The 13,510-nt window shown below is 74.2% G+C and carries 11 protein-coding genes; 6 read left to right on the top strand and 5 right to left on the bottom strand.

Annotation, left to right across the window (positions count from 1 at the left end):
• The first annotated feature begins 63 nt into the window (after nt 1–63).
• The 3 genes from ACRB68_RS36310 (at nt 64) to ACRB68_RS41765 (ending at nt 3,270) form a co-directional block, all read left to right on the top strand.
• Nucleotides 64–1,299, top strand: a complete 1,236-nt coding sequence (locus ACRB68_RS36310) for a L,D-transpeptidase (RefSeq protein ID WP_328595228.1) — start codon at nt 64–66, stop codon at nt 1,297–1,299.
• Nucleotides 1,300–1,379: 80 nt separating this feature from the next.
• On the top strand, nt 1,380–2,729 hold the full coding sequence (locus ACRB68_RS36305; RefSeq protein WP_153540600.1) for a glycosyltransferase family 4 protein: 1,350 nt from the start codon (nt 1,380–1,382) through the stop codon (nt 2,727–2,729).
• 55 nt (nt 2,730–2,784) lie between these two features.
• Entirely contained in the window at nt 2,785–3,270 is a 486-nt protein-coding gene (locus ACRB68_RS41765; protein ID WP_207709947.1) for a MarR family winged helix-turn-helix transcriptional regulator, read from the top strand.
• Here ACRB68_RS41765 and ACRB68_RS36295 read toward each other — a convergent pair.
• The 5 genes from ACRB68_RS36295 to ACRB68_RS36275 all read right to left on the bottom strand — a co-directional run bounded on the left by ACRB68_RS36295 (nt 3,242) and on the right by ACRB68_RS36275 (nt 8,334).
• Complete coding sequence (locus tag ACRB68_RS36295) at nt 3,242–4,468, bottom strand: PP2C family protein-serine/threonine phosphatase (protein ID WP_235960694.1); 1,227 nt, start codon at nt 4,466–4,468, stop codon at nt 3,242–3,244. The genes ACRB68_RS41765 and ACRB68_RS36295 overlap by 29 nt on opposite strands.
• 111 nt (nt 4,469–4,579) lie before the next feature.
• Nucleotides 4,580–5,557 carry a sensor histidine kinase gene (locus ACRB68_RS36290; protein WP_153540598.1) on the bottom strand — a complete coding sequence of 326 codons (978 nt, stop codon included), beginning with the start codon at nt 5,555–5,557 and terminating at the stop codon, nt 4,580–4,582.
• 139 nt (nt 5,558–5,696) lie between these two features.
• On the bottom strand, nt 5,697–6,797 hold the full coding sequence (locus ACRB68_RS36285) for a carboxylate-amine ligase (RefSeq protein WP_153540596.1): 1,101 nt from the start codon (nt 6,795–6,797) through the stop codon (nt 5,697–5,699).
• A gap of 105 nt (nt 6,798–6,902) precedes the next feature.
• On the bottom strand, nt 6,903–7,112 hold the full coding sequence (locus ACRB68_RS36280) for an HGxxPAAW family protein (RefSeq protein WP_153540594.1): 210 nt from the start codon (nt 7,110–7,112) through the stop codon (nt 6,903–6,905).
• Between the two features lie 79 nt (nt 7,113–7,191).
• Nucleotides 7,192–8,334 carry an acyl-CoA dehydrogenase family protein gene (locus tag ACRB68_RS36275; protein ID WP_235960692.1) on the bottom strand — a complete coding sequence of 381 codons (1,143 nt, stop codon included), beginning with the start codon at nt 8,332–8,334 and terminating at the stop codon, nt 7,192–7,194.
• Between the two features lie 133 nt (nt 8,335–8,467).
• Between ACRB68_RS36275 and ACRB68_RS36270 the strand changes: the two genes are divergently transcribed.
• Genes ACRB68_RS36270 through meaB form a run of 3 tightly spaced genes read left to right on the top strand, consistent with a single transcriptional unit; the run spans nt 8,468 to nt 13,454 of the window.
• Entirely contained in the window at nt 8,468–10,291 is a 1,824-nt protein-coding gene (locus ACRB68_RS36270; protein ID WP_153540590.1) for a methylmalonyl-CoA mutase subunit beta, read from the top strand.
• Nucleotides 10,288–12,483: a methylmalonyl-CoA mutase gene (scpA, locus tag ACRB68_RS36265; RefSeq protein WP_153540588.1), complete on the top strand. Its 2,196-nt coding sequence runs from the start codon at nt 10,288–10,290 to the stop codon at nt 12,481–12,483. The genes ACRB68_RS36270 and scpA overlap by 4 nt, the downstream gene beginning before the upstream one ends.
• Entirely contained in the window at nt 12,480–13,454 is a 975-nt protein-coding gene (gene meaB / locus ACRB68_RS36260) for a methylmalonyl Co-A mutase-associated GTPase MeaB (RefSeq protein WP_328595227.1), read from the top strand. Before scpA ends, meaB begins: the two co-directional genes overlap by 4 nt.
• Nucleotides 13,455–13,510: the final 56 nt, after the last annotated feature.

The raw sequence follows: 13,510 nt of genomic DNA, 5'->3' as shown, positions 1-13,510 counted from the left end.
ACACCATCAATCGCTTTTGTCGCTAATGTCGCTCTGATATCCGGCGGGGTCTGGAGGGTGACGGTGCAGCGACGGGTTTCCTCAGGTGTGCGGGCGGGCGCGGGCATGGCGGGGGTCGTGCTGCTCTTGGCCACGGCCTGCTCAGGCGGCGAGAAGGACAAGGCCGGCGCCGTCGGCGGCACCGCCGAGGCGGGCGCGCCGCAGGTCACCGTCACGCCCGGCGACGGCGACGGCAAGGCCAGGCCCGAGGCCGGCGTCGAGGTCAAGGCCGCCGGCGGCACCCTGGAGCAGGTCACCCTGACCCGCAAGGGCAAGCCCGTCGAGGGCGCACTGACCGGGGACCGGACCACCTGGAAGTCGCGCACGCTGCGCCCCGGGTCGCAGTACCAGGTCCAGGCCGTCGCCAAGAGCGCCAAGGGCAAGACGACCACGGTCACCGCCTCCTTCACCACGCTGAAGGCCGAGAACGAGCTGGAGATCAGCGACATCTCGCCGAGCTCGGGCGGCCGCTACGGCGTGGGCATCCCGATCCAGGTGACCTTCAACCGCCCCGTCGGCGACCGCGCCGCGGTCGAGCGGGCGCTGGAGGTCAGGTCGACCAAGCCCGCCACCGGCGCCTGGTACTGGGTGAGCGACACCCAGGTGATCTTCCGCACGAAGAACGGCGAGTACTGGCAGCCCAACCAGCAGGTGACCTTCACCGCCAAGCTGGCCGGGGTCAAGTCGGGCAAGCGCACCTACGGCGACGCCGACGTCACCCGCAAGTTCAAGATCGGCGACGAGCACATCATCACCGCCAGCACCAAGACCCACCGCCTGGTGGTGAAGAAGAACGGCAAGAAGGTCAAGGGCTGGGGGATCAGCGCCGGCCGGGGCGGCCGCGTGGTCAACGGCGTCGACACCTACCTCACCACCAGCGGCGTCCACCTGACCATGGGCAAGGAGAATCCGGCGATCATGACGTCGGAGTGGATGGGCGTGAAGCCGGAGGACAAGGCCAACGGCGGCTATAAGGAGGTCATCCCGCACGCGGTGCGGATCTCCAACAGCGGCGAGTACATCCACTCCATGGCCGCCACCACCTGGGCGCAGGGACGGCAGAACGTCAGCCACGGCTGCCTCAACTCCCCGCCCGCCGCCGCCGCGTGGTTCTACGACTTCGCCCAGCTCGGCGACGTGGTCATCATCACCGGCAGCAAGCGCAAGCTGGAGTGGAACAACGGGTGGAGCTTCTACCAGATGCCCTGGGAGAAGTGGGTCAAGGGCAGCGCCCTGGACCGCTCCGTCACCACCGGCTGACCCGGAAAAGGGGAACCGGCCCGCTTCCCCGGGCAGTTACCAGGTAGAGGACGCAGACCTACCTGAGAGCGGGGACCGCCATGCCGGTGGCGAACAGGACCAAGAGCTGGAAACGCCTGTCGCCGCGACGGCTGCGAGGCCCGGCGCACCGCACGGTGCGCCGGGCCTTTCTGCGGGCGCCGGCGCTGCTGCTGCGCCGGCGCCGCCCCGCCGGCCCGGGGGAGCGGCTGCGGATCCGCGTCCTGCTCCAGCACGCCCACGGGACGGGCGGCACCATCCGCACCGTCCTCAACCTCTGCGGCTACCTGGCCGCGCACCACGACGTGGAGATCGTCAGCGTGGTCCGCACCGCCGCGGACCCCTTCTACCCGATCCCGCCCGGCGTCACGGTGCGCTTCGCCGACGACCGGACGGCGCCCCGGGGCCGCGCCGCGCGGCTGCTCGCCCGGCTGCCGAGCCTGCTCACCCCGCACGAGGAGAACTCCTTCCACCGGATGAACCTGTGGACCGACCTGTGCCTGCTGCGCGCCCTCGCCGCCGGCCCGCCGCCGGACGTGCTCGTCGGTACCCGGCCGTCCCTGAACCTGCTGATCGCGGCCCTCGCGCCGCCCGGCACGGTGACGATCGGCCAGGACCACCTGAACCTCGGCTCCTACCGGCCCGGGCTGCGCCGGCTGATCGCCCGTTCCTACGGCCGGCTGACCGTGGTCGCCGCGCTCACCGAGGCCGGGCGGGCCGAGTTCGCCGCCTCGCTCGCCGGCGCCCCGGTGCGCGTCGTCGCGATCCCCAACGCGCTGCCCGAGCTGCCCGGCGGCCCCTCGCCGCGCGACCGCAAGGTGATCCTGGCGGCCGGCCGGCTGACCCGGCAGAAGGGGTTCGACCTGCTCGTGCGGGCGTACGCGCCGCTCGCCGCCGAGCATCCGGACTGGACGCTGCGCATCCTCGGGTCCGGCGCCCGGCACGACCGGCTGAGCAAGCAGATCGCCGAGGCGGGCCTGGACGGCCGGATCCGGCTGCTGCCGCGTACGCCCGACCTGGCGGGGGAGATGGGCCGCGCGTCGGTCTACGCGCTGTCCTCGCGCAAGGAGGGCATGCCGATGGTGCTCCTGGAGGCGATGGACAAGGGATTGGCGGTCGTCGCCTTCGACTGCCCGACCGGCCCCGCCGAGCTGATCACCGACGGTGCGGACGGGCTGCTCGTCCCGGCCGGCGACGTGGCGGCCCTCACCGCGGCGCTGCGCGCCGTCATCACCGACGCCGCGCTGCGCGACCGGCTCGGTGAGCAGGCCCGCGAGACCGCCCGGGGGTATCACATGGACCGGGTCGGCCCCGCCTGGCTGCGCCTGCTCGCCGAGCCCGCGGGCGGTCCGCCGCCGCCCGCGGCCACGTTCGGTGACCGATCGCAACGTGATCGCTCCAGGACGCTTTGACAGCGCGGCATCGGGCACTAAGGGTGCACCGCCTGTCCACGTAGGGAACGAAACCGTGACCGAATCCAGCAAGGAGCCCCGTAAGCACGCCGACGCCGTCGCCCTCCTGGAACGGACCGCGCACAGCCTGATCGCCGTCTGGCGGCGGGCCCAGGAGGCGGCCGCCGAGCACGTGCCGCCCTCCCAGCTGCGCGCGCTGGAGACGGTCGGCCGGCGGGGCGGCCTCAACCTGCGGGCGCTCGCGGTCGAGCTCGGGGTGATCCCGTCCTCGGCCAGCCGGCTCTGCGACCGGCTGGAGGCCGCCGGGCTGCTCGTGCGCACCGGCAGCGACACCGACCGCCGCCAGGTGACCCTGCGCGTCACCGCCCTCGGCGAGCGGGTGCTGGGGGAGATGGCGCAGAGCCGCCGGCGCGACCTGCACGAGGTGCTGCAGCGGATGTCCCCCGACGGCCGCGAACGGCTGCTGAGCGGCCTCGCCGAGTTCGCCGCGGCGGCCGGCGCGCAGGCACGCCTCAGGAGGCCGGCCAGCCGAGATGGATGACCGCGACGTCGTCGTCCAGCCCGCCGTGCTCGGCCGAGGCGGCCTCGGCGCCCGCGATGAGGGCGTCGACGTACTCCTCGGCCGGCCGGCCCGCGCACCCCCGCGCCAGCTCCAGCAGGCCGCCGAGGTCCAGCCGCTCGCCGTCCGGGCCGACCACCCCCTCGAACAGGCCGTCGGTGAACAGCAGCAGACCGCCCCCGGGCGGCATCGCGATCTCCTCCTCGGGCCATTCGCCGAGGCCGGGCATCATGCCGAGCGCGATGCCGCCGGCGGTCTCCACCAGCCGCACCCCGCCCGCGCCGTCCTGCACCAGCAGGCCCGGGTGCCCGGCCCGCACCACCCGGGCCCGGGTGCGGCCGGGGTCCAGGGTGAGGCTGGTGAGGGTGACGAACGCCTCGCTGTCGTCGCGCTCGGCGAGCAGCAGCCGCTCCAGCAGGCCGAGCAGCGGCGGGCCGCTCACCCCCGCCAGCACGAACGAGCGCCACGCCACGCGCAGGCAGACGCCCATGGCGGCCTCGGCGGCGCCGTGCCCGGCCACGTCGCCGATCACCGCGTGCACGGCGCCGTCCCCGGTCTCCACCACGTCGAAGAAGTCGCCGCCGAGCAGGGTGTGCATCCGCCCCGGCCGGTAGCGCGTCACCACCTTCAGCCGCTCGCCCGACACCAGCGGGCGCGGCAGCAGGCCGCGCTCCAGCCGGGCGTTCTCCTCGGCGCGCAGCCGCACCGCCTGCAGGGCGGCCGCCGACAGCTCCACCTGCTTGCGCTGGACGGCGTAGCGGATGGCGCGGCCGAGCCACTCGGGCTCCAGCTGCCCCTTCAGCAGGTAGTCCTGCGCGCCGACCGAGACCGCCGCCAGGCCCGCCTGCTCCTCCGCCATGCCGGTCAGCACGATGACCGCGGCCTGCGGCACCGCGGCCAGCAGCGTGCGCAGGCCCTCCAGCCCCTGCGCGTCGGGCAGGTGCAGGTCGAGCAGCACGCAGGCGGGTCGCTCGCCGTCGGTCAGCAGCTCCTGCGCCCGCGCCAGCGTGCGCACCCAGGTCAGCCGCGCGTGCAGCCCGCTGTCGGCGAGGAACTCCTCGATCAGCAGGGCGTCGCCGGGGTCGTCCTCGACGAGCAGCAGGGTCTCGGGCTCACCGTCGTCCCCGGTCCCGTCCGTCCGCGGCATCGCCGCCGCGCTGCGCACCGGTCCACCGGCCATCCCGGTCAATTCCGATCCCGCTCCCGCCTCAAGCGCCCGCCCCGCCGGCGGTACCCGGCACGTTGATCGCACCATACTGGTCAAAAAGCAAGGAAAAGGCTACCGCCGGGTTCAGCTCACGAAGATGCGGACGACGGTGCCGGCCGGGCCGGTGTGCATCCGGACCAGGTCGGCGATGTGGTGCACCATGAGCAGGCCGCGGCCGCCGTTGGTGGACATCGCAGCGGGGCGGCGCCCGGCGAGCGGGTCGGCGATCAGGCCGCGGTCGGCGACCTCGCACACCACCTGGCCGTTCTCGGCCCACAGCCGCAGCCGGCCGGTGCCGCCGCCGTGCACGACCGAGTTGGCGGCCAGCTCGTTGACGGCCAGCTCCAGCTCCCCGACGCGCCGCGGCGGCAGCCCGAGCCCGGCGGCGTGCCGGCAGGCGAACGCGCGCAGCTCCGGCAGCGCGTCGCGGTCGAAGTCCATCAGCGCGGCGGGCCCGGCCGGCTCGGGCAGCGGCAGGTTCTGGTCGGCCACCACCCGCGCGGGCGCGTAGCCGTCGCTGGCGTGGGTGCCGTCGCGGTCGATGATCTCGGGGTGGGTGGCGCGGGCGTCGGCGATCACCTGCGGGTCCAGGCCCACGGTGTCGTAGGGGCACAGGATGGTGACCTCGCGGCCGGCGAACGCCAGGTTGATGAGCGCCTCGTGCTGGGCGCACGCGGGGTACTCGGTCGCCGTGCGGCCCGGCCAGATCGGCTCCCCGATGATGTGCACCCGCCCGGCGCCGGCGTGCCGGTCGGCGAAGGCGCGCAGCACACCGGGGATGATGCGGCCGGGGTTGCGGCCCTCGCGCGTCATGTCCAGCCAGGTGACCCGCTCGCCGGCCGGGCCGACGGCGGCGCGCAGCGCGGCCAGCTGCGGGCCGGGGACCGACACCGCGACCGGGGCGCCTGCGCGCAGCCCCTCCTCGACGAACGGCACCGTCCCGGCCAGGTACTCCTGCTCGCCCGCGTAGAACAGGGCGGGGTGCACGAAGAGCCCACCGGGCGGGAACTCCGGCGGGTCGGCGACTGGCGGCGTCTCGGGGACGGGGGTTTGCGCGGGCATCACATCGAGCGTACGCACCCTGGGCAGTGGAGGGTGCTGTTGGGTCATCGAATCGTCTCCCCCCGAGGTTAACGCCGCCCCACCGGCCCCGGGGACGTTACCCGGCATGTGCCCGCGAAAACGGCATGCCCGCGGGAGATCAGCCATCGGGTCGTACGGGCCCGAGCAGCAGGTCGTCCACCACATCGGGCAGGTGTTCCCGGCGACGGTACACCGCCCGCTGGCGATCCGCACCGGTACCGTGCGCCAGCAGGCCGCCGACACCGGCCGCGACGCGGTCCAGGTCACCGTGGTCGCGCAGCGCGGGCGTCACGTGGGCGAGCAGCGCCGCGGCCAGGTCGCCGAACCGGGCGGGGCGGCCGGTGCGCACGTCCAGGCCCCGCCCGGACAGGCCGTCGCGGGCGGCCAGCCAGTACGCCGCGCGCAGCATCTCCGGCGGCGGGTTCGGCGCGGGCTCGCCCGCCTCCACCGCGGCGAGCGAGACCTGCACCAGCGCGCGGACGAGCGCGGCGAACACCGCCGCGCCGCCGGCCCGGCGGGCCACGTCGCCGAGCCGCACCTCGATCGTGGGCAGCCGCGCGGAGGGCCGCACGTCCCAGAAGATGGTGCCGGAGTCCATCAGCGCGCCGCAGCCGAGCAGCGTGCCGACCAGCTCCTCGTAGTGGCCGGGCGACTCGAAGTACGGCGGCGGGCCCGCCACCGGCCAGCGCGCCCACGTCATCACCCGCCAGCAGGCGTGCCCGGTGTCGCGGCCGGCCCAGTAGGGGGAGTTGGCCGCCAGCGCCAGCAGCGTCGGCAGCCAGGGCCGCAGGTGGTTGCTGACGAGCACCGCGTGGGCCCGGTCGGGCATCTCCACGTGCACGTGGCAGGAGCAGATGCACTGCTCGTCGTCCAGCGCCCGGTAGGTGGCGAGGCTGTCGGCGTAGCGGGCGCCGGCCGTGATCGGCGCCGGCAGCAGGTCGCCGAGCACCGGCGTGCCGGACGCGGCGAGCCGCACGCCCTCGGCCTCGGCCGCCGCGGCCATCGCCGCGCGCATCGCGCGGATCTGCTCGGTGAGCTTGTCCAGGTCGTCGCACGGCGAGGTCTTGGCCTCGGCCAGGAAGCCGACCAGCTCCGTCGACGCCCGCTCGCCGAGCACCGCCCCCGCGCGCGCCACCACGGCGGCGGCGCGGGGGACGACGGACCGGGACCGGGGATCGACGACGAAGTACTCCTCTTCGATACCGAACCTCAGGGCCATCCCACCTACCTCGCGGTCGGGGTCGTCGCAGGCGGCCACGACATCTCGACCGTACGTGCTGACGGCCCCGAGCGCACCCCGCGCGGCCAGGTGCGGCTGCGGGCCTCAGAGGTGCTTGTCGTCCAGGACGACATCGCCCATGATGCCGACGGCGAGGGCCAGCACCCCGCCGGCGGCGACGATGCCGGCGCCGGCCCAGAACATCGGCCAGTTCATGCCGAGCACCATCGCCGCGCCGCCGACGACGAAGCCGACGAAGATCACCAGTACCGCGGCCCAGGACTTCGGACGTCCCGCGTGGCTGCTGCTCGACATGCGTTTTCCCTTTTCAGCTGGGGGGTGAGGTCTGCGACGCAGCACCCTAGCAACGCCGCCGCGCCCGCCCGGCCCAGGGTCACACGAACGCGCCGTGCCCGGTCACCGCCCGCCCCACGATGAGCGTGTTGATCTCCCGGGTGCCCTCGTAGGAGTACAGCGCCTCGGCGTCGGCGACGAACCGGCCGATGTCGTAGTCCAGCACGATCCCGTTGCCCGCCATCAGCTCGCGCCCCCAGCCGACCGTCTCGCGCATCCGGCTGGTGCAGTAGGCCTTGGCGAGGGCGGAGTGCTCGTCGCGGTACTGGCCGCAGTCCTGCAGCTGGGCCAGGCGCACCACCATGCCGAGCGAGGCGGTGGCGTTGCCGAGCATCTTGACCAGCAGGTCCTGGACGAGCTGGAACTTGGCGATCGGCCGCCCGAACTGCTCGCGCTCCACCGAGTAGCGGCGCGCGATCTCGTAGGCGGCGAGCATCACGCCGACGGCCTGCCAGGCCACGCCGCTGCGGGTGCGGCGCAGGATCGAGGCGGTGTCCTTGAAGGACCCGGCCCCCTCCAGCCGGTTCTCCGCCGGCACCCGGCAGTCCGCCAGCACGATGTCGGCGTTCTGCACCGTGCGCAGCGCGATCTTGTTCTCGATGCGGGTGGCGCTGAAGCCGGGCGTGTCCTTCTCCACCACGAACCCCTTGACCTGGTCGTCGGCCTCGTCGCGGGCCCACACCACGACCAGGTCGGCGAAGGTGCCGTTGCCGATCCAGCGCTTGGCGCCGTTCAGCACCCAGTGGTCGCCGTCGCGGCGCGCGGTGGTGCGCAGGCCGAGCGCCACGTCCGACCCGCCGTCCGGCTCGGTCAGCGCGAACGCGCCGATCTTCTCCATCCGCCCCATCGCGGGCAGCCACCGGGCGCGCTGCTCGTCCGAGCCGCAGGCGCCGATGCTGCCCATCGCCAGCCCGGTGTGCACGCCGAAGAAGGTCGACATCGACGGGTCGACGCGCGCCATCTCCAGGGCCAGGAAACCGGTGAGCATGCTGCTCGGCTTCTCGCCGGGACATTCGTCGTAACCGAGGCCGGCGACGCCGAGCTCGCCGAACTTGCCGATCAGGTGGAAGGGGAACTCCGCCCGCGACCAGCACTCGTTGGCGATCGGCGCCACCTCGGCGGCGAGGAAGTCGCGCACCCGGCCGAGGGTCTCCTGCTCGCCCGGATCGAGCATGTCCTGCATGTGATAGAGGTCACCGGGAATGGGGTCAAGACTCATGGCTGCCCTATTTCCCGGCGTTCCCTGAGCTAATCCGCGTGTGCTGCGGGGACCCCGGGCACCGGCCGTGGGTACGCGCTCGCTTACGATCCCTGCCATGACGGTGCCGCCTGAAGAACTCGAACTGGCCGCCGTCTTCCCCCCGGCCGAACGGGACCGGTGGCGGGAGATGGTGAAGGGGGTGCTGCGCAAGTCCGGCGCGGCGACCGAGGACACCCCCCTGGAGGAGGTCGAGGGACTGCTGACCCGCACCTCCTACGACGGGGTGCCGATCGCGGCCCTGTACACCGCGCGCGACGGCGCGCCGGGCCGTCCCGGGCTCGCCCCCTACCTGCGCGAGGTGCAGCCGTCGGAGGAGGGACTCGCCGGCTGGGACGTCCGGCAGCGGCACGTCCATCCCGACCCGGCCGTCACCCGCGAGGCGATCCTGGCCGACCTGGAGAACGGCGTCACCTCGGTCTGGCTGACGCTCGGCGACGCGGGCCTGCCCGTCGCGGGCCTCGCCGAGGCGCTGCGCGGCGTCCACCTGGAGCTCGCGCCGGTCGTGCTGGACGCCGGCGCGCGGACCGCCGAGGCCGCCGAGGCGTTCCTCGCCCTCGCCACCGGGAGCGGCAAGGCCGCCGAGGCCACCGGGAGCCTCGGCGCCGACCCGCTCGGGCTCGCCGTCCGCACCGGCACCGCCGGGTCTCCGGAGGAGGCCGCCGCGCTCGCCGTCCGCTGCGCCCGCGAGTTCCCGCGGCTGCGCGCGATCACCGTCGACGGCACCGTCCACCACGACGCGGGCGGCAGCGATGCCGAGGAGCTCGGCGCCGCCGTCGCCGCGGGCGTCGCCTACCTGCGGGCGCTCACCGGCGCCGGGCTGAGCGTGGACGAGGCGTTCGCGCAGATCGAGTTCCGGCTCGCGGTGAACGCCGACCAGTTCCTGTCCATCGCCAAGCTGCGCGCCGCCCGCCGGCTGTGGGCGCGCGTCGCCGAGGTGAGCGGCGCCGCCGACGGCACCGCCGCGCGGATCCACGCGGTCACCTCCGCGGCGATGATGACCCGCCGCGACCCGTGGGTGAACATGCTGCGCACCACGGTCGCGGCGTTCGCGGCCGGCGTCGGCGGTGCCGACGCGGTCACCGTGCTGCCGTTCGACGCCCGCCTCGGCCTGCCCGACGACTTCTCCCGCCGCATCGCGCGCAACACCCAGACGCTGCTGCTGGAGGAGTCCAGCCTCGCCCGCGTCGTCGACCCCGCGGGCGGCTCCTGGTACGTCGAGAAGATCACCGAGCAGCTGGCCCAGGCGGCCTGGGGCTGGTTCACCGACATCGAGAAGGCCGGCGGGTTCGCCGCCGCGCTGGACTCGGGCCTGGTCGCGCGGCGCCTCGCCGCCACCTGGGAGCGGCGCCGCGCCGACATCGCCCGCCGCAGGGCGCCGCTCACCGGCGTCAGCGAGTTCCCGAACCTGGCCGAGACGCTGCCCGCGCGCGAGCCCGCGCCGGCCGCGCCGTCCGGCGGGCTGCCCAGCGTCCACTACGCGCAGGACTTCGAGGCGCTGCGCGACCGGTCGGACGCGCACGCCGAGGCGACCGGCGCCCGCCCGAAGGTGTACCTGGCCACGCTCGGGCCGGTCGCGGTGCACACCGCGCGCGCCTCGTTCGCCGCCAACCTCTTCCAGGCGGGCGGCATCGAGACCGTCAGCGGCCCCCCGGAAGGGTTCGCGGAGTCCGGCGCCACGGTCGCCTGCCTCTGCTCCAGCGACAAGCTGTACGCCGAGCAGGCCGCGGACGCCGCGCGCGCGCTCAAGGACGCGGGCGCGGCGAAGGTATGGCTCGCGGGTAAGGGTTCCTACGACGCGGTGGACGACAGGATCCATGCGGGCTGCGATGCCGTCGCCGTCCTGGAGACCACCCTGCACGACCTGGGAGTGAACCGATGATCCCCGACTTCGCCGAGATCGACCTCGGCGCGGCCGTCCCCGCCGCCGACGCCGCCAAGCGCTGGCGCGAGGCCGCCGGCCGCGACCCCGGGACCTGGGAGACCCCCGAGGGCATCGGCGTCAAGCCCCTGTACACCGGCGAGGACCTGGCCGGCCTGGACTTCCTGGACACCCTGCCGGGCGTCGCGCCCTACCTGCGCGGTCCCTACCCGGCGATGTACGCCACCCAGCCGTGGACGATCCGCCAGTACGCCGGGTTCTCCACCGCCGAGGAGTCCAACGCCTTCTACCGCCGCAACCTCGCCGCCGGGCAGAAGGGCCTGTCGGTCGCCTTCGACCTGGCCACCCACCGCGGCTACGACTCCGACCACCCGCGCGTCGCCGGCGACGTCGGCATGGCCGGCGTGGCGATCGACTCCATCTACGACATGCGCATGCTGTTCGACGGCATCCCGCTGGACAAGATGAGCGTGTCGATGACCATGAACGGGGCGGTGCTGCCCGTCCTCGCGCTCTACATCGCGGCCGCCGAGGAGCAGGGGGTGGCGCCCGGGCAGCTGGCCGGGACCATCCAGAACGACATCCTCAAGGAGTTCATGGTCCGCAACACCTACATCTACCCGCCGGCGCCGTCGATGCGGATCATCTCCGACATCTTCGCGTTCACCTCGCAGCGGATGCCGAAGTACAACTCCATCTCGATCTCCGGCTACCACATCCAGGAGGCCGGGGCCACCGCCGACCTGGAGCTGGCCTACACCCTCGCCGACGGCGTGGAGTACATCCGCGCGGGCCGCGAGGCGGGCCTGGACATCGACGCGTTCGCGCCGCGCCTGTCGTTCTTCTGGGCGATCGGCATGAACTTCTTCATGGAGGTCGCCAAGCTGCGCGCGGCCCGGCTGCTGTGGGCGCGGCTCGTCAAGGGCTTCGACCCCCAGAACCCCAAGTCGCTGTCGCTGCGCACGCACTCGCAGACCTCCGGCTGGTCACTGACCGCCCAGGACGTCTTCAACAACGTCGCGCGCACCTGCATCGAGGCGATGGCCGCCACCCAGGGCCACACCCAGTCGCTGCACACCAACGCGCTGGACGAGGCCCTCGCCCTGCCGACCGACTTCTCCGCGCGCATCGCCCGCAACACCCAGCTGCTGCTGCAGCAGGAGTCGGGCACCACCCGCACCATCGACCCGTGGGGCGGCAGCGCCTACGTCGAGCGCCTCACCTACGACCTCGCCCGCCGCGCCTGGGCCCACATCGCCGAGGTCGAGGAGGCCGGCGGCATGGCCAAGGCGATCGACGAGGGCCTGCCCAAGCTGCGCATCGAGGAGGCCGCCGCCCGCACCCAGGCGCGCATCGACTCGGGCCGCCAGCCGGTCATCGGCGTCAACAAGTACCGGCCGGACGCCGACGAGTCCATCGACGTGCTGAAGGTCGACAACGCCTCGGTGCGCGCGCAGCAGATCGAGAAGCTGCGGCGGCTGCGCGAGGAGCGCGACGAGGACGCCACGCGCGCCGCCCTGGAGGCGCTGACCCGCGCCGCGGACGCCGCCGAGAAGGGGGCCCGGGGGCCGGGCCTGGAGCAGAACCTGCTGGCCGTCGCCATCGACGCGGCCCGCGCCAAGGCCACCGTCGGGGAGATCTCCGACGCGCTGGAGAAGGTCCACGGACGGCACGCCGCGCAGATCCGCACGATCTCCGGGGTGTACCGGGAGGAGGCGGGCAAGGTGTCGGCGATCGAGCAGGCGCGCGCGGCCGCCGACGCGTTCGAGCGGGCCGAGGGGCGCCGCCCGCGCATCCTGGTCGCCAAGATGGGCCAGGACGGCCACGACCGCGGCCAGAAGGTCATCGCCACCGGCTTCGCCGACCTCGGCTTCGACGTCGACGTCGGCCCGCTGTTCCAGACCCCGGCCGAGGTCGCCCGCCAGGCCGTCGAGGCCGACGTGCACGTCGTCGGCGTCAACTCCCTCGCCGCCGGCCATCTCACCCTGGTGCCGGCGCTGCGCGAGGAGCTGGCCGCGCTCGGCGCCGGGGACGTCATGATCGTGGTGGGCGGGGTGATCCCGCCGCAGGACTTCGCCGAGCTGCGCGCGGCCGGCGCCGCCGCGATCTTCCCGCCCGGCACCGTCCTCGCCGAGGCCGCGCAGGACCTGCTGCGCGACCTGTCGGCCCGGCTGGGGCACCCGGCGGCGTGAGAGAACTCGCCGACTACGTCAAGGGGGTGCGGGAGGGCTCGCGGGCCTGGATCGCGCGCGCGATCACGCTGGTGGAGTCCTCCCGCCCCGACCACCGCGAGCTCGCCCAGCGGCTGCTGGTCGAGCTCGCCCCGCACGCCGGCGGCGCCCGCCGCGTCGGCATCACCGGCGTGCCCGGGGTCGGCAAGTCCACCTTCATCGACGCCCTCGGCACCAACCTGACCGGCGCGGGGCACAAGGTGGCGGTGCTCGCCGTCGACCCGTCCTCCACCCGCACCGGCGGCAGCATCCTCGGCGACAAGACCCGGATGCAGCGCCTGTCGGTGGACCCGCACGCCTTCATCCGGCCCTCGCCGACCGCCGGGACGCTCGGCGGCGTCGCCAAGGCCACCCGCGAGGCGATGGTCGTCATGGAGGCCGCCGGGTACGACGTGGTGCTGGTGGAGACCGTCGGGGTCGGGCAGTCCGAGACCACCGTCGCCGAGATGGTGGACTCGTTCCTGTTCCTCACCCTCGCCCGCACCGGCGACCAGCTGCAGGGCATCAAGAAGGGCGTGCTGGAGCTCGCCGACGTCATCGCCGTCAACAAGGCCGACGGGCCGCACCGGCGGGAGGCCGAGAAGGCCGCCCGCGAGCTCGCCGGGGCGCTGCGGCTGCTGCGCAGCGACGAGCGCGTCCACGACACCCCCGTGCTGACCTGCAGCGCCAAGGACAACGAGGGGCTGGACGAGCTCTGGCGGCGGCTGGTGGACCACCAGGACCGGATGCGCGAGTCGGGCGAGCTGGCCGAGCGCCGCCGCCGCCAGCAGGTCCGCTGGACCTGGGCGCTGGTGCGCGACCGGCTGCTCGCCGAGCTGCACGCCGACCCCGCCGTCCGCGAGCTGGCGCCGGAGCTGGAGGCCGAGGTCGCGGCGGGCACGCTCACCCCGGCGCTCGCCGCCGAGCGCATCCTCGGCGCCTTCTCCCGGTGACCGCGTGCCCGATCGGCGCGAGGGATTGGCGGGGGTCGGGGTCGCGGCGACGCCGG

The organism is Actinomadura macrotermitis, from assembly GCF_009604375.1.
Classification (GTDB): domain Bacteria; phylum Actinomycetota; class Actinomycetes; order Streptosporangiales; family Streptosporangiaceae; genus Spirillospora; species Spirillospora macrotermitis.
The sequence above is the reverse complement of the archived record's forward strand: the minus strand, read 5'-3'. Positions and strand labels throughout refer to the sequence as shown.